The sequence below is a fragment of the Mesorhizobium sp. CA5 genome (genome assembly GCF_020165105.1).
GTDB lineage: Bacteria > Pseudomonadota > Alphaproteobacteria > Rhizobiales > Rhizobiaceae > Mesorhizobium.
On record NZ_JAIUHJ010000002.1, the window covers coordinates 256,062 to 274,321 of the forward strand.

General features: G+C 63.9%; 18 protein-coding genes. 15 read left to right on the forward strand and 3 right to left on the reverse strand.

What is annotated here, in order from left to right:
* Nucleotides 1-48: 48 nt before the first annotated feature.
* The 3 genes from LB529_RS04150 to LB529_RS04160 all read right to left on the reverse strand — a co-directional run bounded on the left by LB529_RS04150 (nt 49) and on the right by LB529_RS04160 (nt 1,886).
* Nucleotides 49-330, reverse strand: coding sequence for a hypothetical protein (locus tag LB529_RS04150; RefSeq protein ID WP_224710280.1), 282 nt, complete (start codon nt 328-330; stop codon nt 49-51).
* 89 nt (nt 331-419) lie between these two features.
* Complete coding sequence (locus tag LB529_RS04155; protein WP_224710281.1) at nt 420-1,433, reverse strand: ATP-dependent DNA ligase; 1,014 nt, start codon at nt 1,431-1,433, stop codon at nt 420-422.
* Nucleotides 1,434-1,442: 9 nt separating this feature from the next.
* Nucleotides 1,443-1,886, reverse strand: coding sequence for a PPC domain-containing DNA-binding protein (locus tag LB529_RS04160; RefSeq protein ID WP_095768692.1), 444 nt, complete (start codon nt 1,884-1,886; stop codon nt 1,443-1,445).
* A gap of 187 nt (nt 1,887-2,073) precedes the next feature.
* On the opposite strand from LB529_RS04160, the gene LB529_RS04165 reads away from it, so the two are divergent.
* From LB529_RS04165 to LB529_RS04235, 15 genes are all read left to right on the forward strand, one after another.
* Entirely contained in the window at nt 2,074-2,691 is a 618-nt protein-coding gene (locus LB529_RS04165) for a (2Fe-2S)-binding protein (protein WP_224706838.1), read from the forward strand.
* A 1-nt stretch (nt 2,692) separates the two neighbouring features.
* Nucleotides 2,693-3,715, forward strand: coding sequence for an FAD binding domain-containing protein (locus LB529_RS04170; RefSeq protein ID WP_095768641.1), 1,023 nt, complete (start codon nt 2,693-2,695; stop codon nt 3,713-3,715).
* A gap of 2 nt (nt 3,716-3,717) precedes the next feature.
* Complete coding sequence (locus tag LB529_RS04175; protein WP_140839071.1) at nt 3,718-5,997, forward strand: xanthine dehydrogenase family protein molybdopterin-binding subunit; 2,280 nt, start codon at nt 3,718-3,720, stop codon at nt 5,995-5,997.
* Between the two features lie 610 nt (nt 5,998-6,607).
* Nucleotides 6,608-7,126: a cytochrome c3 family protein gene (locus LB529_RS04180; RefSeq protein WP_263482418.1), complete on the forward strand. Its 519-nt coding sequence runs from the start codon at nt 6,608-6,610 to the stop codon at nt 7,124-7,126.
* The gene (locus tag LB529_RS04185; protein WP_224710282.1) at nt 7,110-10,082 is read left to right on the forward strand and encodes a TAT-variant-translocated molybdopterin oxidoreductase; all 2,973 of its coding nucleotides are present in this window, start codon (nt 7,110-7,112) and stop codon (nt 10,080-10,082) included. The genes LB529_RS04180 and LB529_RS04185 overlap by 17 nt, the downstream gene beginning before the upstream one ends.
* Entirely contained in the window at nt 10,075-11,433 is a 1,359-nt protein-coding gene (nrfD, locus tag LB529_RS04190; protein WP_224637465.1) for an NrfD/PsrC family molybdoenzyme membrane anchor subunit, read from the forward strand. The genes LB529_RS04185 and nrfD overlap by 8 nt, the downstream gene beginning before the upstream one ends.
* Entirely contained in the window at nt 11,430-11,957 is a 528-nt protein-coding gene (locus tag LB529_RS04195; RefSeq protein WP_224637464.1) for a DUF3341 domain-containing protein, read from the forward strand. Before nrfD ends, LB529_RS04195 begins: the two co-directional genes overlap by 4 nt.
* Nucleotides 11,958-11,977: 20 nt before the next feature.
* On the forward strand, nt 11,978-12,496 hold the full coding sequence (locus LB529_RS04200; protein ID WP_263483690.1) for a c-type cytochrome: 519 nt from the start codon (nt 11,978-11,980) through the stop codon (nt 12,494-12,496).
* The gene (locus LB529_RS04205) at nt 12,493-13,608 is read left to right on the forward strand and encodes a hypothetical protein (protein ID WP_224710284.1); all 1,116 of its coding nucleotides are present in this window, start codon (nt 12,493-12,495) and stop codon (nt 13,606-13,608) included. Before LB529_RS04200 ends, LB529_RS04205 begins: the two co-directional genes overlap by 4 nt.
* Nucleotides 13,601-14,044, forward strand: a complete 444-nt coding sequence (locus LB529_RS04210; protein ID WP_224710286.1) for a hypothetical protein — start codon at nt 13,601-13,603, stop codon at nt 14,042-14,044. The genes LB529_RS04205 and LB529_RS04210 overlap by 8 nt, the downstream gene beginning before the upstream one ends.
* A gap of 8 nt (nt 14,045-14,052) precedes the next feature.
* Nucleotides 14,053-14,793: an SCO family protein gene (locus LB529_RS04215; protein WP_224710288.1), complete on the forward strand. Its 741-nt coding sequence runs from the start codon at nt 14,053-14,055 to the stop codon at nt 14,791-14,793.
* Entirely contained in the window at nt 14,790-15,743 is a 954-nt protein-coding gene (gene coxB / locus LB529_RS04220; RefSeq protein ID WP_224710290.1) for a cytochrome c oxidase subunit II, read from the forward strand. The genes LB529_RS04215 and coxB overlap by 4 nt, the downstream gene beginning before the upstream one ends.
* Entirely contained in the window at nt 15,740-17,383 is a 1,644-nt protein-coding gene (gene ctaD / locus LB529_RS04225; protein WP_224710299.1) for a cytochrome c oxidase subunit I, read from the forward strand. The genes coxB and ctaD overlap by 4 nt, the downstream gene beginning before the upstream one ends.
* Nucleotides 17,380-18,015, forward strand: a complete 636-nt coding sequence (locus LB529_RS04230; protein ID WP_224710301.1) for a cytochrome c oxidase subunit 3 — start codon at nt 17,380-17,382, stop codon at nt 18,013-18,015. Before ctaD ends, LB529_RS04230 begins: the two co-directional genes overlap by 4 nt.
* Entirely contained in the window at nt 18,012-18,260 is a 249-nt protein-coding gene (locus LB529_RS04235) for a cytochrome C oxidase subunit IV family protein (protein WP_224710303.1), read from the forward strand. Before LB529_RS04230 ends, LB529_RS04235 begins: the two co-directional genes overlap by 4 nt.

An 18,260-nucleotide genomic window follows, 5' to 3' on the forward strand; every position in this document is an offset into this window, starting at 1 on the left:
AAAGGTGCTCTGCACCACCGGCCATCAACAACGGCACGCTAGCTTTCGCTATGCTTCGTCAAAACGACTGCCTTCCTTGGAAGGATCCCGCGACAGCACACGTTCTTCCTCGTCGTCGGGCAAGGCTTCGTCGCTCTCCTGATAGGGGTTGTCGTCATCCTCTTCGGGGAGGACGCCTTGTGCTTCGGCATCGTCCTCCGGATCGCCGTTTACGGCGACGCTGCCAGGCGGCACCCGACCATTATCAAGAGCGTCCCAGTCCTGTTGTTCGATGCCGGGAGCTTCGGTTTCATCCCGCCTTGCGGCTCGCTCTTTGTCGCGCGGATCCATTTTCTCGTCTCCAAGATAGGTGCGTCCGTGACGCGGGCTGTTCTAACCATAAACCGTTTGATGGGGTCGGTTGTTCCGGAGGGGCGCTGCTACGAGATCTGCTCGAACGTGCATTGGCGCGGCGCTTTTTCGGGCCGCCAGCGAATGAATCGAGTGCCATGCCGGAACCGCTCGCCGGTGACGTGGTCGAAACGGACTTCCACGACCAGTTCCGGCCGCAACGGCTCCCATTCGCCGCTGCGCTCGGTGCTCCAGCGGCTCGGCCCGCCCGGCGCCTTGCCGGTGAAGCCGGGCCCGCCACGCAGCGCCTCCAACTTCTTCGTGAGCGTGGCTCGTTCCTCGTTGGCGATTGTCGAGGTGAAGCCGACATGGTCAAGCAAGCCTCGTTCATTGTAGAGGCCAAGCAATAGCGATCCGACCTGCGATTTGCCGTTCAGATAACGGAAGCCGCCGACCACGCAGTCGGCAGTGCGCAGCCGCTTGACCTTGATCATCGCGCGCTCGCCCGGCTGATAGGGGTCGTTCAGCCGCTTGGCGACGACGCCGTCGGTAGATCCATGCCCGGCGTCCTCCAGCCATCGCCTGGCGGTCGCGAAACTGGTGGTGCAGGGCGAGAGCTGAAGAGCGTCCGTGTTTGCTTGCGCGACGAAGTCTTCAATTGCCGTGCGTCTTTGCGTCAATGCGACTTCGAGCAGCGATTTGCCGCCCGGCGCGACCAGCATATCGAACAAGATCAGCCGCGCCGGCGTTTCCGCGCTCAGCTTGCGGATGCGGCTCTCGGCCGGATGAAGCCGCATCTGCAGCGCGTCGAAGGATGCGGCGCCGCCGATCTCGATGACGATTTCGCCGTCGACCACGAAATTCTTGGCTTCGAGGTTTTGCATCATTGCTGTGAGTTCGGGAAAGTAACGCCCAAGCGGCTTGCCCGACTTCGCCCTGAGATCGACCGTTTTGCGATTCTTGAAAGCGAGGCAGCGAAACCCATCCCATTTCGGTTCGAACTGCCAGACGCCTTTGTCCTGCGGCAGTTTTTCGTCGATCCGAGCCTCCATCGGGGATGTATCGAGGGGGAGAGGAAACGCGTCGGTCGCGGCCGCTGCCATCGTCGGCCCTCAGGCGTCGAGATCGATCAAGGCGATGCCAAGGCCGGGGCGTTTGGTGCGCCGCAGGTGAACGGGCGATTCCGTCACCGTGACTTCGAGCGTAGGCTTGACGATGCCTTCAACAAGGTGGCCGCCGCGCGTCGATCCGTCGCTTAGACCCAGGACAGCATGGATGTGCAGGCTCGGTCTGCCGCCGTCGTCGACCGCGATGTCGCCAACAGCGCTCAGAACCTCGCATTGCTCGCCGACCGGGATCTTGCGGTAAGATTTCGAGCCGAAGTCGAACCAGCCAACGGTCGCCTTCTCGAATGCGCCGATCGCGGTCAGCGAGGCGCCGGCAATTCCTTGCTCGTCGGCGAAGTCGGACAGGGCAGCAAATGCTTCCTCGCCTGGGTCCAGCACAACCACGAATGTCCTTTGTCCAGAAGTCTGTGCGACCAGTTTCGATTTCATATCGGCCCGCCATCAGCGTTGGTATTGGCCGTAGAACTCGAACCCGGCATGCATGTTCCCGCATGATGAGCATCTTCGAAGGGCAGGATCACACTTCTGTGAGGCCTAGGATCCCGCGCCGGCCAGGCCGGAACAATGGCCTGCATGAATGGTTAGCCCCCGATGAGCAGCCAGCCAGGAGCGAGCCATGTCCCAGCCTTCCGTCCCATCCACGCTTGGCCTCAGCCGGCGCAATTTCATGACAGGCACAGTCTCGGCCGCCGCAGCACCATTGCTCGTTTCATCGGCGAAAGCCGAAGTGCCTGCCGCCGCTGGCGCGGCGCTTCGCGAGCCAGTGGTGACGTCGATGCGGATCAACAAGCAGGCCTATGAGCTGTCGCTCGATACGAGAACCAGCCTGCTTGACGCCTTGCGGGATCATATCGGGCTAACCGGCACCAAGAAGGGTTGCGACCATGGACAGTGCGGGGCGTGCACGGTTCTTGTCGACGGCAAACGCGTGCTCTCCTGTCTCAGTTTCGCGGTGATGAATGCCGGCAAGGATGTGACGACCGTCGAGGGGCTGGCATCCAGCGACGGTAAGCTGCATCCGATGCAGCAGGCCTTCATCGACCACGATGCCTTCCAGTGCGGCTACTGCACGCCGGGCCAAATCCTGTCGGCCATTGGTTGCATCAATGAAGGGCACGCAAAATCCGAAGACGACATCCGCGACTATATGAGCGGTAATATCTGCCGTTGCGCCGCCTATCCAAACATTGTTGCTGCCATCCTGCAGGCACGCGATCAGATGAAGGGAGCCTGATATGCGTCCCTTCGTCTACGAACAGCCGACCGACATTTCCGCGGCCGTCGCGATCGCATCCCGCTTCACGACCGAGGACGACCAGCCGACGCGAGCGAATGTGCAGTTCATCGCCGGGGGCACCAACCTTGCCGATTATATGAAGCTCGGCGTTGCCGAGCCGAACCGGCTGGTTGACCTCAACCGGCTCAAGGATCCAGGCCTCAGGCAAATCCGGGTGACCGACGATGGTATCCGCTTCGGGGCTCTGGTGCGGATGGGTGAGGCGGCAGATCACGCTGAGCTTAAGCGCGGCTATCCCGTTATTGCCGACAGCTTGCGGCTGGCCGCAAGCGGCCAGATCCGCAACATGGCAAGTCTCGCCGGCAATGTCCTGCAGCGCACGCGCTGCGAATATTTTCGCGAGACATCCTGGCACTGCAACAAACGCGTGCCAGGGTCCGGCTGCGCTGCGATGGAGGGTTTCAACCGGCAGCATGCGGTGCTGGGCGGCAGCGATGCCTGCATCGCAACGTATCACGGCGACTTTGCCCAGGCGCTGATCGCGCTCGATGCCGTCGTGCGTGCCGAAGGCTCGCGTGGAGCGCGAAAGATACCGCTCGCCAAGCTGCATCGTCAGCCACGCGATACGCCTGAGATCGAGACCGATCTCGCTGCTGACGAGATCATCACCGCCATAGAAGTGCCGGCTGTGCCATGGGCGCGGCGCTCGCTTTATCTGAAGATCCGAGACCGCGAATCCTACGCGTTCGCGCTGGCTTCGGCGGCCGTTGCGCTCGACCTGGACGGCGACAACGTACGCGAGGCGCGCATTGCCTTGGGCGGCGTGGCGACCGTGCCGTGGCGTGCCAAAGCCGCGGAGGAAGCCCTGCAAGGAAAGACGCTCGACGAGGTTTCAGCGGGGGCGGCGGCGGATGCCGCCTTCGCCGGGGCCGAGCCGCGCCAGCACAACGCATTCAAGATCGAGCTCGGCAAGCGAACGCTGGTGCGCGCGCTGCTCGAAACCCGCGACATGAAGGTATGACCATGGACACTGCCGCTCCGAGACCGAAAGAGAACCAGGGCCAACCGCTGCCGCGCGTCGATGCACGGCTTAAGGTCACCGGGCAGGCGCATTACCCAGCCGACCTGCCGACCGCTAACATCGCCTACGGCGCGCTGGCCATCAGCAGTATTGCCAAGGGCAAGGTAGCCAAGCTTCATCTCGACGACGCCCGTGCCGTGCCCGGGTTGCTCGACATCGTCACTTACGGCGATATGGACATTGTCGAGAAGCCGAAATTCGGCAATTCCGGCGCCACCTCGATCGGGCCGCTGCATGACCGGACGATCTTCCATGACGGCCAGATCATCGCGCTCGCGGTTGCCGAGACATTCGAAGCCGCCGAAGAGGCGGCGCAGTTGATCCGCGCCGAGTATGATGCGGAGACGCCCACGGCGAGCTTCGACAGTCCGGGCACGGCAACCATTCCTGCCGCCGGCAAGAGTCCTCTGTTCAAGGAAGACGTGAAGGCCGGCGACTTCGATGCCGCCTATAGAGAGGCCGCGGTGAAGATCGACGGGCGCTATTCGACGCCCACGCAGCACCACAATCCGATCGAGCTGTTCTCGACCACCGCCTTCTGGCAGGGCGACCAGCTGATCGTCCACGAGCCGTCGCAAAACGTGACCGGCTGGAAGGTCGAGCTTGCCAGGCAGTTGAAGATCGATCCCGCAAAGGTGCGCATCGTCAGCCCCTTCATCGGCGGCGCTTTCGGTTCCAAGGGACCGATGACGCCGCGCACCGCCATCGTCGCGGTTGCCGCCAGGCGGCTCGGCCGACCGGTGCGTTGCGTGACCAGCCGGATGCAGGCCTTCGGCACTCAGACCTATAGGGCGGAGACAAGGCACCGCATCCGGATCGGCGCCGGCAAGGACGGCCGCATCACTGCCTTCGCGCATGAAGGCTGGGAGGTCACCTCGCGGCCGGACTCCTATGTCGTGGGCGGCACGTCGGCAACCGGCCGCATGTATGCTTACGGTTCTGTGCTGACACATGTCTCGCTGGTGCAGGCGGACCGCAACACCCCAGGCTACATGCGCTCGCCGCCCGAGACGCCTTACGTCTATGCGCTGGAAAACGCCATGGACGAAATGGCGGTAGCGCTCGGCATGGACCCGGTGGAATTCCGCCGGATCAATGAACCGAAGACAGAGCCGATCGGCAAGAAGCCGTTCTCCAGCCGCTCGCTGATCCAGTGCTATGACCAGGCGGCCGAGGCTTTTGGCTGGGCGAAGCGGGACCCGAAAGTGGGAGCGATGCGCGACGGCGACTGGCTGGTCGGCATGGGCTGCGCGACGGCGATCTATCCAACCGCAGTCGCGCCATGCGCGGCGCGGGTGCGCCTGACCGTCGATGGCGATGTGCGGCTGCAATGCGGTTCGCACGAGATCGGAACCGGCGTGCGCACCGTCGCCGGTCAGATGGCGTCGGAACGTCTCGGCGTCAGCATCGATCGGATCAGCGTCGAAATGGGCGACAGCAGCCTGCCTCCCGCTCCTGTCTCGGGCGGCTCGATCTCCACCGCGAGCGTTTGCTCGGCAGTGCTGAAGGCCTGCGACGCCATCCGCACCAAGCTCTATGCCGGCGCGATTGCCGAGGGCGGTCCGCTGGCGGGCTCTCACAACGAGGAACTCGACCTCGCCGACGGAAAGATCGTGGCCAAGGGCGGCGCTTCGGCAAAGATCGAAGATGTCCTGAAGACCATGCAGGTCGGCGCGATCGAGGAATACGCCGAGTTCGCGCCCAAGGGTGCGACGCCCGAAGCGCTGAAGAAGCTCTATGCCGGCATGCCGGAATTCCACGGTGGCGAGCAGGATGAGGATTCGGTGAAATACGCCTTCGGCGCCGAGTTCGTCGAAGTCCGCATCAACCGCTACACGAGGGAGATCCGCGTGCCGCGCATCGTCGGCGCGTTCGCGGCCGGCCGCATCATGAACACGCGCACCGCGCGCAGCCAACTGATGGGCGGCATGATCTGGGGCATCGGCCAGGCGCTGCATGAAGCGACGGAAGTCGACAGCCGCTATGCCCGCTACGTCAACCGCGACCTGCAGGACTATCTTGTGCCGGTGAATGCCGACATCAAGGACCTGCAGGTGATCCTGGTTCCGGAAGTCGACCACGCGGTCAACCCGGCCGGCGTGAAGGGCTTGGGCGAACTGGGCAATGTCGGCACGGCCGCGGCTGTTGCCAGCGCAGTCTACCATGCCACCGGCAAACGCATCCGCGATTTGCCGATCAGGATCGAGCAGTTGCTCGCTTGAGCATGCCTGCGATGCATGCGCATTTTCTCTAATAGGGCGAAACCCATGTTTCACCTTGGGGTGTGGATGCTGCCCATCGCGGGTATCCCTCTGATCCTCATTCTGATCTGGATGTATTTCCTCGCCAGGCGCCGAAGCCGGCGGCCGGCGGAGCGGAAGGGCGGTCCGTCACAGCCGACGGGGCGGCGTCGCAACGACCTGAAGCGCTGAAGTCTTTAGCCCGGGTGGCCGATCTCTGTCACCCGGTCGGCAAAGCGTGGGCGATGACTTCGTGCCGACCTTGGTTTCCGTGAAGTGGCGGCCGCCGAACGCCGAACGCATGGGAGCGGCGGTGGTTGCGGATTAAATCCGCGACCTGTTCCCGGTTGCAGTCACCATTCTGTGATTCCGACGCGGGCGCGGAACCTTGGCGGCGAAAGCACCGTTAGGGGGCGTCAACTCTGGGTTTGCCTTCAGCAGAATCGGCGAGGGGATGCCGCAAATCTTCTCGAAAAACGCCAATGGCGTTGCGCGCTTTGTCATCTGGGGAAGTTGTGCGGTTCTGTTGATCGCAGCCGCGATCGGGACAATCCTTCCCCGTTCGGACCTGGTAACGGGAGTAGGTGAGCCATTGGCGCAGCCGGTGCCGTTCAGCCACAAGCACCATGTCGGCCAGCTCGGCATCGACTGCCGCTATTGCCACAATGGCGTCGAGACCTCGTCTTCGGCGGGTTTGCCGGCGACCGAGGTCTGCATGACCTGCCATTCGCAGCTTTTCACCAATGCCGGCATGCTGGCGCCGGTGCGCGCAAGCCTAGCCGGCGGCAAGCCGATCGAATGGCAGCGCGTCAACGGCGTTCCGGATTTTGTCTTCTTCAATCATGCGATCCACATCAACAAAGGCGTCGCCTGCGAGACCTGCCATGGCGAGGTCGACCAGATGCCGCTGACGATGCGGGCGCATACGCTCAGTATGGAGTGGTGCCTTGGGTGCCATCGCAATCCGGAGCCGAATTTACGTCCCCCGCAGGACGTGTTCCTGATGCGCTGGCAGCCGCCCGCCGACATCGCTGAGATCAGGCGGCAGCTGATCGGCGTGCTCGACATCCATCCCGAGACGATGACGGATTGCTATGTCTGCCATCGCTGACAGGCCTGGTTCCGCCATCGACATCAAGGCTCTGCGCAAGCGGCTGGCGCATGGCGGTGAAATGTGGCGCAGCCTCGACGAGATCGCCGGCGCTGCCGATTTCCGCCGCTTCGTCGAGGCCGAGTTCCCGGCAATCGCGGAACGCCTGCCGGCAAAGCCGAACCGGCGCACGCTGCTGAAGCTGATGAGCGCCTCGCTGTCGCTTGCCGGGCTGGCCGCCTGCAGCAGGGCGGAAAACATCGTGCCCTATGTGCGCCAGCCGGAAATCCTGGTCCCCGGCAAGCCTGTCTACTATGCGACGACGCTGTCGAGTGACGGCTTCGGTATCGGCGCCATCGTCGAAAGCCATGAAGGGCGGCCGACCAAGATCGAAGGCAATCCCGACCATCCGGCCTCGCGCGGCGCCACCGACGCGGTGATGCAGGCAGCCGTGCTGACGCTGTTCGACCCGGACCGTTCACGCACGCCGCTCAAGGACGGCCAGCCGGCATCGTACGGCGATTTCCTGAAGACAATGGCGGGGCTCGTTTCGCGATGGACGGCATCGCAAGGGCAGGGCGGGGCGTTGCTGGTTGAAGCGACCACCTCGCCGACGCTCGCGGCGCAGCTGGATGCGCTGCGGACACGCTATCCGAGGTTGAAACTCTATCGCCATGATCCGTTGGCGATGCCGGCCGCGATGGAGGCGTCGCGTACCCTGTTCGGGTCGGCGCTGACGCCGGTCTATCGCTTTGATCGTGCTAAAACGATCGTCAGCCTCGACGCCGATTTCCTCGGCGAAGGACCGGGGCGGCTCGCTTATGCGCGCGACTTTGCTGCGCGGCGACGTGTACGCGATCCGTCCGACCGGATGAGCCGGCTTTATGCGGTGGAGTCGACGCCGACAATCACCGGAGCCGCCGCCGATCACCGGCTTGCGATCAAGCCAAGCGATGTCGAAGCCGTGGCTGCCGGACTGAACGCGGCGTTGACCGGCCAAACCGGAGCTTCCGGCTCGCCGGCCGACCTGGCGTGGATGGCCGCGCTGGTCGACGACCTGATAGCGGCAGGCCGCAACGGCCTTGTCATCGCAGGGACGCAGCAGATAGCCTTCGTTCAAGCGGTCGCGCTTGCCGCCAATGCGAAGCTTGGCGCGCTTGGCAACACGGTCGAGCTGATCGAGCCGCCGGATTCGCTGTCGGTCGACGGCGATCTCGGAGCGCTGCGCGAGGCAATCGGCGATGGGGCTGTGGACACCGTCGTGGCGCTGGGTGCAAACCCGCTGCACACCGGCCCGGCAAACCTCGATATGCGCAAGGCTTTTTCGGGACTGAATCTGCTGGTCCATCACGGCCTCTACCGCGACGAGACGGCGTTCCTGGCGCACTGGCATGTGCCCGCGGCGCACGAGCTCGAAAGCTGGAGCGACATCCGCGCCTATGACGGCAGCACCTCCCTGGTGCAGCCGCTGATCACGCCGCTTTACGACGGCAAGACCGCGCATCAGCTTCTTGCCGTGCTTGGCGGCGGGTTCGAGGCCGATCCGCTTTCGCTTATGCGGCAGCATTGGACGCAACTCGATGATGATGCCTGGAGAAAGGCTCTGCGCGATGGCTTCATAGCGGACAGTGCCGCCAGACCGGTATCCGTCACAGTGCCGCCGGACCTGGCGGGACTGAAGCCGGCAGCAAAGGCAGGCAATGGCATCGATATCCGCTTCGTCGCGGACCCCTGGTTGCGCGACGGCCGTTTTGCCAACGCCTCATGGCTGGAGGAACTGCCGCGACCCTTGACGAAGATTGTGTGGGGCAACGCTGCGCTCGTCTCGCCCGCCACCGCCGAGCGACTGAAGGTCGGAAATGGCGAGGTCGTCAATGTCGCTGCCAATGGGGCGGATGTCGATGCACCTGCCTGGATCGTGCCCGGTCATCCGGACGAGACGATAACGCTGTCCTTCGGCTTCGGGCGAAAGGTTGGTTCCGTTGCTGCGCTATCGCAAGGCTACGACGCCTTCCACTTGCGCCGTGGTTCGGAATGGTTCGCGACCGGCGCGGCCATCGCGCCGCGCGGGAACAGCATGCGGGTCATCACCACGCAGCATCACCAAGCGATGGAAGGCCGCGCCATCGTGCGCCACGCGTCTCTCGATGCATTCCGAGAGAACCCGGATTTCGTGCGCAAGAATGCGCCGCCGTCGCCGACGGGATCGCTCTATCCCGACTGGCCTTACAATCAGGAAGCCTGGGCGATGGCGATCGACCTCTCGGCCTGTATCGGCTGCATGGCCTGCGTCTCGGCCTGCCAGGCGGAGAACAACATCGCGCCGGTCGGGCCCGAGGAATGCGAGCGCGGCCACGAGATGCACTGGCTGCGGGTCGACCGCTACTATGCCGGGCCGGTCGATGCGCCCGACACTTTCTTCCAGCCGGTGCCCTGCATGCATTGCGAAAAGGCGCCGTGCGAAGTGGTGTGTCCAGTCAACGCCACCGTGCATACGCATGATGGGCTGAACGCGCAGGTCTATAACCGCTGCATCGGCACGCGCTATTGCTCGCAGAATTGCCCCTACAAGGTTCGGCGCTTCAACTTCCTCGACCATCAATCCTTCGACAAGGATGAAGCCGGGCCGGAACAGGGCGTGCACAACCCGAATGTCAGCGTGCGCTCGCGCGGCGTCATGGAGAAATGCACCTATTGCGTCCAGCGCATCAGCGCCAAGCGCATCCAGGCGCAGATCGAGAACCGCGACATCACCGACGGCGAAGTTGTCACCGCCTGCCAGCAGGCTTGCCCGACGCAAGCCATCACCTTCGGCGATCGCAACAAGAAAGATGCAAAGGTCGTTCGCGAGAAGAGCGCGCCGCAGAATTACGCGCTGCTGGAGGAGCTGAACACACGGCCGCGCACCACCTATCTCGGCAAGATCTCCAATCCGAACGGCAAGCTTGCCAAGCCGGGCGAGGCGACCGATGGCTGAAGCGAGCGCGAAAAGCCCGGCTGTCCTGCGCGGTCGTCACGATTTTCCCGAGATCAGCGGCCGCATCGGCTCCATTGTGCTCAACGGCCGCCTGCCGCGCCATTTCTGGACTGCGTTCCTGCTCTGTTTCCTGCTGGTTTTGCTGCTGCTCTATTCGATCACCTATCTCATCGCGGTCGGCGTCGGCGGCCTCGGCATCAACATGCCGGTGGTCTGGGGCACGATGATCTCCAACTTCGTCTGGTGGATCGGCATCGGTCATGCCGGCACGCTGATCTCGGCGGTGCTATTGCTGCTGCGCCAACCCTGGCGCGCCTCGATCAACCGCTTCGCAGAGGCCATGACGCTGTTTGCCGTCGCCATGGCCGGCCTATTTCCGATCCTGCATCTTGGGCGACCGTGGTTCTTCTACTGGCTGCTGCCGCTGCCCAATGTGCATATGCACTGGCCGCAATGGCGCAGCCCGCTGGTCTGGGACTTCGCGGCGATCGCCACCTACGCGACCGTTTCGCTGCTGTTCTGGTATATGGGGCTGCTGCCGGATCTTGCAGTGCTGCGCGACCGCGCCAGGTCGAGACCGGCGCAGCTCTTCTACGGCATATTGGCGCTCGGCTGGCGCGGCTCGGCCTATCATTGGGCGCGCTACCAGGTTGTCTATTTCCTGCTCGCGGCCTTGGCCACGCCGCTGGTCGTTTCGGTGCATTCGATCGTCTCGCTCGATTTCACCTTCGCGATCACGCCCGGCTACCACTCGACGATCTTCCCGCCCTATTTCGTCGCCGGCGCGTTGCTCTCCGGCTTCGCCATGGTGCTCACCATCGCCATCCCCTTGCGGTGGGCCTTCTCGGTCAAGGACCTGATCACGCTAAAGCACATGGACAATGCCGCCAAGCTGATGATCGCTGCCGGGATGGTCGTCGCCTATGGCTATCTCTCGGAAGCATTCTTCGCCTGGTATTCGGGCGAGCCCTACGAGCGAACCATGATGGCGCAGCGCGCGCTGGGTCCCTATGCGCCGCTGTTCTGGATAATGCTGAGCCTGAACTGCGGCGTGCTGCAATTGCTGTGGTTCAGACGCATCCGCCGCAACATGCCGCTGCTGTTCGCGATCGCCGTCGCCATCAATGTCGGCATGTGGATCGAGCGCTACATCATCGTCGTGACGGGGCCGAGCCGCGACTACCTGCCGTCTGCCTGGGGCGAGCAGTCGCTGGCCTGGCTCGATTTCGGCATCCTGTTCGGTTCGATCGGCACCTTCTTCGCGCTCGTCTTCCTGTTCATCCGCATCCTGCCGGCGATCACCATCTTCGAGGTCGAGGAACTGGCCGAAGAGGAGGGCAAGATCCGATGAGCCTCTACGGTCTCATGGCGGTGTTTGCCGGTCCCGAAGCGCTCATCGCGGCGGCGCGCGGCATGCGCGAGCGCGGCTATCGGCGCATGGATGCGTTCTCGCCGTTTCCGATGAACGACCTGGAAGGGATATTGGAGATACCGAAGACGCGCCTGCCCTGGGCGGTGCTCGCCGGCGGCATTGCCGGCGCGGCTCTCGTTTATGCGCTGATCTGGTACTCTGTCGAAGTCGACTATCCCATCAATGTCGGCGGCCGGCCGCTGCATTCCTGGCCGCCTTTCGTCATCATCGCGTTCGAGGCCGGCATTCTCGGCGCCGCCTTCGCGGGCTTCCTGGGCGTGCTCGCGGCCAATGGGCTGCCCCGCTATCATCATCCGGTCTTCAACGCCGAGAGCTTCAGCTACGCGCGCGGCGGCAAGTTCTATCTGCTGATCGAAACGGCCGATCCCAAATACCGCAAGGGCGTGACCAGGGGCCAGCTGACACGGCTCGGCGCCGAGATGGTCGAGGAGGTCGAGGCGTGAGGCGCCTCGGCCTCACGCTAATGTTGGGTGCGCTGGGCGTCGCCGGCTGCCGGCAGGATATGGAGGACCAGCCGCGCTACGATCCGCTGGAGGCCAGCAACCAGTTCCCCGACGGCATGTCGGCGCGGACACCGGTGACTGGCACCGTCGCGCGCGACGCCGATCTGACGCCGGTCCCGGACAAAATCCCCTATCCGATCACGATCGAGCTTCTGCAGCGCGGACGACAGCGTTTCGACATCTTCTGCTCGCCCTGTCACGGCCGCACCGGCGATGGTCACGGCATAATCGTCCAGCGCGGCTTTCCGGCGCCGCCGAGCTACCACCAGGAAGCCCTGCGCAAGGCCTCGGACCGGCACTTCTACGACGTCATCACCAACGGCTATGGCGCCATGTATTCTTATGCAGCCAGGGTGCCGCCGCAGGACCGCTGGGCGATCATCGCCTACATCCGCGCGCTGCAATATTCGCGGGCCGCGCCGGTCGCCGAACTTCCGCAAAGCATGCGCGCGCGGCTCGAAGCGGAGGCCTCGCCATGAGCCGCCTCGAGCAAGGCTTTCTGTCGGCGGGCGCCGCAGGACTTGTCGTCTGCGGTCTGGGCGTATCGCTCGATGCCAAAGCGATGCTGAGCGCCTGGCTCCCCGCAATTCTCTTCGCGCTCAGCCTGCCGCTCGGCGCGCTGACCATACTGATGGTGCACGGGCTGACCGGCGGGCGCTGGGGAGAAGCGGTCCGCCAGCCGCTCCGCACCATGACGGCCCTGCTGCCGCTGGCGTTGGTTTCCCTCGTGCCCGTCCTGATAAGGCTCGACCTCGTCTTTCCGTGGGTCGGCGCCGACACAGCGAAACTGCAGGAGACTGTCCATGAAAAGCTTGTCTATCTCAACCTGCCGTTCTTCCTGCTGCGCTTTGCGGTTTGCGCGGCGATCTGGCTCGTCCTTACCTGGATAGTGCTCGGCACGACCGACGCCCCGGCCAATTCGAATGAACGCAACGGCAAGAAATTCGCCCTTGGCCTCGTTCTCCACGCGCTTGCCGTCAGCGTCTTTGCCATCGACTGGATGCTGTCGCTCGAGCCTGAATTCACCTCGACCATCTATGCGCTTTGCGAAGCTTCGGCCGAGGTGGTCGGGGCATTCGCAGTTGCCGTCCTGGTGCTGGCGGCAAGGCGGGCAGTGGAAGTCATGCCCGGCGGCGAGGAAGACGTCGCGCTCAGCGAAGATATTGCCAACATGCTGCTCGGCTTCGTGCTGACCTGGATCTATCTCATGTTCATGCAGTGGGTCGTCGTCTGGGGCGGCGACCTGCCCGACGAGATCCGCTGGTATGGCATGCGCTCCGCGGGCGGCTGGCTGTATCTTCTTTGGCTGCTGATTGCCTTGCACGTCTCGGCTTTCACGGGTCTGCTCAGCCGGAACCTAAAACGCAGCCGTGCCGGCCTCCTCTGGCTCGCCGGAATTACCTTGGCAGGCCATTTCGCCGATGTGTTCTGGCGTATCCGTCCGCCACTCGTTTCCGGCGGAGTCCCGGCATTGTGGCATGATGCGGCCGCCTGGATTGGAGTGGGCGGGCTGTGGCTCGCGCTGTTCCTTTTCCTGCTCCGCCGGCCGGACAGGGTCGTCTGGTGGAAGCGGGAGGTCGCCCATGGCTAAGGCGAACCGTCATCCCGAGACGCGCGATGTCCAGCCGCGTGTGCTGCTCGCCTTCGGCGGCGGGCTGCTGCTGTTCATCGCTTTAGCTGCGATCGGCGTGAAGCTCATCTTCAACACCGCGCCGACCTGGCTGCCGCTTCCGACGGACACCAGTCCGGAAGGCCCGGGCTTGCAGGCCGCGCCAAGGCAGGATCTGACCGCGTTCCGCGCCGAGGAGGATCGCCAGCTCAAGACGCTTGGCTGGGTCGATCGCAACGCCGGCATCGCGCGCATCCCGATCGACGACGCCATGTGGGCGGTGGTCAGCCACGGCCTGCCGGATTGGTCGCAACGGACGGCAGCGGCCACGGAGCCTGATTGCGCCCTGCTCACGGCGGCGATTCCCCGTGCGCCGCAGGCCCGGAATTGCCAACAGCAAAGCGGGGCAGGGCGATGAAGAGCTTGTTGGCTGCGCTTTGTCTGCTCGTTGCCGGCTCGGCTCTTGCCGCCGAACGACCGAGCTTCGATCCGAAGCTCGGCGCGCAGCTCAGCCTTGAGCGAGAATTGGTCGATACAAGCGGCCGGAAGCTGACGCTTGGCGAGACCCTCGATGGACGTCCGGCGCTTGTCATCTTCGGCTACGATAAATGCCCGAACCTTTGCGGCGTCACCCAGCAGGCCGTCGCGTCCGACCTGAAGAAGACATCGCTTCGCCCTGCAGATTATCGCGCGTTGTTCATCTCGATCGACCCCGAAGAGACCTCCGCCGATGCCGCCGCGGCGCGGGATGACATCGCTTCCGCCGCAGGCCCGGCGGGATTGTCCGCCTGGCGTTTTCTGACCAGCAGCGAGAGCGCCGGCGCGGCGCTCGCCAACGAGGCCGGGATCACCTTCGACCCGCGCAAAGACATCGATCAGTTCGTGCATCCGATCGCAGTTATCGCGCTCACACCGTCGGGCCGAATTTCACAGGTATTGCCGGCCTTGACCTTCACGCCGCGCGATCTCCAACTCGCGCTGGTCGAAGCATCAGCCAACAAGCTCGGGTCGATTGCCGATCATGTCTTCCTGTTCTGCGCGGGGTTCGACAGTTCGAAAGGCCAGTACACTCCCGTAGTCTGGGCGGCGCTGAAAGTGGTCAGCCTGGCAACGGTGCTCGGCCTGGGAGCAACGGTGCTCTGGCAAATGCGGGGGAGGGCAAGGTGAGCTTCGGCGTTCCCTTCTTCCCGCAGGAAGCCTCGTCGGAAGCCGGCCATGTCGATGCGCTGTTTTATACGCTGCTCGTTTTCTCAGCCGTGCTCGGGCTGGCGCTCACCGGGCTGGTCGTCGGCTACGCGGTGAAATACCGCGTCGGGTCGCCGGCGGATCGCACCGGACAGCGTTCCCGTACCCTGTGGCTGGAGATGAGCTGGACCGTCGCCAGCCTGATCATTGCCTTCATCTTCTTCGGCTGGGGCGCGACGCTTTTCGTTCGCCGCGATCATCCGCCGGCGGACGCGCTCGAGATCACCGGGCTTGGCAAGCAGTGGATGTGGGAGTTCAGGCAACCCGGCGGCCAGCGCGAGATCAACGAGCTGCACGTTCCGGTCGGCAAACCGGTGGTCGTGTCGCTCGCCTCGCAGGACGTCATCCACTCCTTCTACGTGCCGGCGTTCCGCATCAAGCAGGACGCGGTGCCTGGACGCACGACCCATATCTGGTTCATTGCCACCGAGCCCGGCCGCTACCACCTGTTCTGCGCCCAATATTGCGGCACTCAGCATTCTGAAATGGGCGGCTGGGTGACCGTGATGGCGCCCGAGCAATATGCCGCGTGGCTGAACAACCAGGGCGAAGGCGAGACGCTTGCCGCAAGCGGCGAGAAACTGTTTCGCGCGCTGGGCTGCTCCGGCTGCCATGGCGCGAGCAGCAAGGTGAGGGCGCCCTCGCTTGACGGCATCTTCGGCCGGCCGGTGGCGCTCGACAATCAGCAGACGGTGATCGCCGACGAGCGCTATTTGCGCGACTCCATCCTCAACCCGAAGAAGGAGATCGCCGCAAGCTACGAGCCGGTCATGCCGAGCTTCGATGGCCTGATCGATGAAGGCGAGCTGCAGATGCTGCTCGCCTATCTGAAGTCGCTTTCGCCTCGACCAACGGCTGGAGCCAGGCCATGACCAACGCGGCGATGCAGGGTACATATCTCGGCCAAGGCAGCGGCCTGCGGGCATGGCTTCTCACCACCGACCATAAGCGCGTCGCATGGCTCTATCTCATCTCGCTGACGGCCTTCTTCTTCCTCGGCGGCGCGATGGCGGTGCTGATGCGGATCGAGCTGGCGACACCGGCAGGCGACCTCGTCTCCGACGATGTCTACAACCGGCTGTTCTCGCTGCACGGCATCATCATGGTTTGGTTCTTCCTGGTGCCGTCAATCCCAGCGACCATGGGCAATTTCCTTTTGCCGCTGATGATCGGCGCGCGCGATCTCGCTTTCCCGCGGCTCAATCTCGCCAGCTGGTACGTCTTCATTTTCGGCAGCCTGTTTGCGCTGTTTGCAGTGGTGGCCGGCGGCGTCGATACCGGCTGGACCTTCTACACGCCGCTGTCGACGCTTTATGCCAACGGCTTCGTCTCGACCGCGGCCTTCGGCGTCTTCATCGTCGGCTTCTCGACGATCATGGCCGGCATCAATTTCATCGTCACGGTTCACACGCTACGCGCGCCGGGGCTCACCTGGTTCCGACTGCCGATTTTCGTCTGGACGCTCTACGCCACCAGCCTGGTGATGGTGCTGGCAACGCCGGTGCTCGCCGCATCGCTGATCCTGATCGTGCTGGAGCGCGTGTTCGGCATCGGCATCTTCAATCCCGATCTCGGCGGCGATCCGCTGCTCTTCCAGCATCTCTTCTGGTTCTACTCGCACCCGGCCGTCTACATCATGATCCTGCCCGGCATGGGTGTGGTGTCGGAGGTGCTGCCCTGCTTCAGCCGCCGGCCGCTGTTCGGCTACAAGGCGGTGGCGATGTCGTCGATGGCGATCGCCGTCTTCGGCTTCCTGGTCTGGGGCCACCACATGTTCGTCAGCGGACAGTCGGCCTATGCCGGCGTGGTGTTCTCGCTCCTGTCCTTCTGCGTCGCGATCCCGTCGGCGATCAAGGTTTTCAACTGGAGCCTGACGCTGCGCAAGGGCGAGATCAGCTTCGAGACACCGATGCTTTACGCGTTGTTCTTCCTGGCGCTGTTCACCTTCGGCGGGCTGGCGGGGCTGTTCCTTGCGGCGTTGGCGGTCGACGTGCATGTCCACGACACCTACTTCGTCATCGCGCATTTCCACTACATCATGGTCGGCGGCATGGTGACGGCCTACATGGCGGGCCTGCATTTCTGGTGGCCGAAATTGACCGGCCGCACGTATTCGGAAACCGCGGGGCGTATAGCGGCGACCGTCACTTTCGTCGGCTTCAATCTGACCTTCTTCCCGCAATATGTGCTGGGCTTCGACGGCATGCCGCGGCGCTATCATACCTATCCGCCGGAGTTCCAGTTCTGGAACGTGTTGTCCTCGGGCGGCGCGGTGGTGCTGGCGATCGGCTATCTGATGCCCTTGTTCTACCTCGGCTGGTCGCTGTTTCGCGGCGCCCGCGCGCCCGACAATCCGTGGAACGCCACGGGGCTCGAATGGCAGACGAGCTCGCCGCCGCCGCCGCATAATTTCGAGACCATGCCGGTCGTGACGCGACCGGCCTATGCCTACGACATGAAGGGGCTCGAGCACGAGCGCTTCAGCCCGCACCGGGAGGAAGCGGCGCGATGAGCGGCACCGAAAGCGTCGCTTTCGACACGCCCCAGCGCGAACGGCGCGCCGACAATTTTGCGATGTGGGTGTTCATCGGCTCCGAGGCGATGCTGTTCGGCGCGATTTTCCTGGTCTTCCTCATCGCGCATATCGATTTCGGCCCCGCCTTCGCGGCGGCTTCCAAGCATCTTTCGCTGCCACTCGGCACCTTCAACACGGCCGTGCTGATCACCAGCAGCTTCACCATGGCATTGGCGCACAGGTTCACGCTGCAGAGACGTTGGCGCGCGACAATTTGGGCGTTGGCCGCGACCTCGGTGCTGGGTGTCTGCTTCCTGGTTGTGAAGGGGATAGAATACGGCAAGGAGATCAGCGAAGGACTGGCCCCGCTTCTCGGCCTGCCGTTCCGCTATGCAGGACCGGATCCCGTGCACGCCCAGCTTTTCTTCGGCCTCTATTTCGCGATGACCTCGCTGCATGCGCTGCACCTGATCGGCGGCATCGTCGTCATCGCCGGCATGATCGCGCTGTGGCGGCCCTCCAGCCCCGCCAACCGCCTGCGCCGGGTGGTTGCCGTCGGCCTCTACTGGCACTTCGTCGACATCATCTGGGTGTTCATGTTCCCCGTCCTCTACCTGATCAACCGATGAGCGAATTGCGCAAACTCACCTTCGGCTATCTCGGGCTGCTCGCGCTGCTGGCACTGACGGTCGGGTCGTCCTTCGTCGATCTCAGCGGGTTCAACGTCGCGCTCAACCTGGCGATCGCCGCCGCAAAGGCGATCCTGATTGCCATGCTGTTCATGCATCTGACCGGCAGTTTGCCGCGGCTCGCCGTCGCGGCCGCCGGGCTATGGCTCGCCATTCTTTTCGGGCTGACGCTGATCGGGCGATAG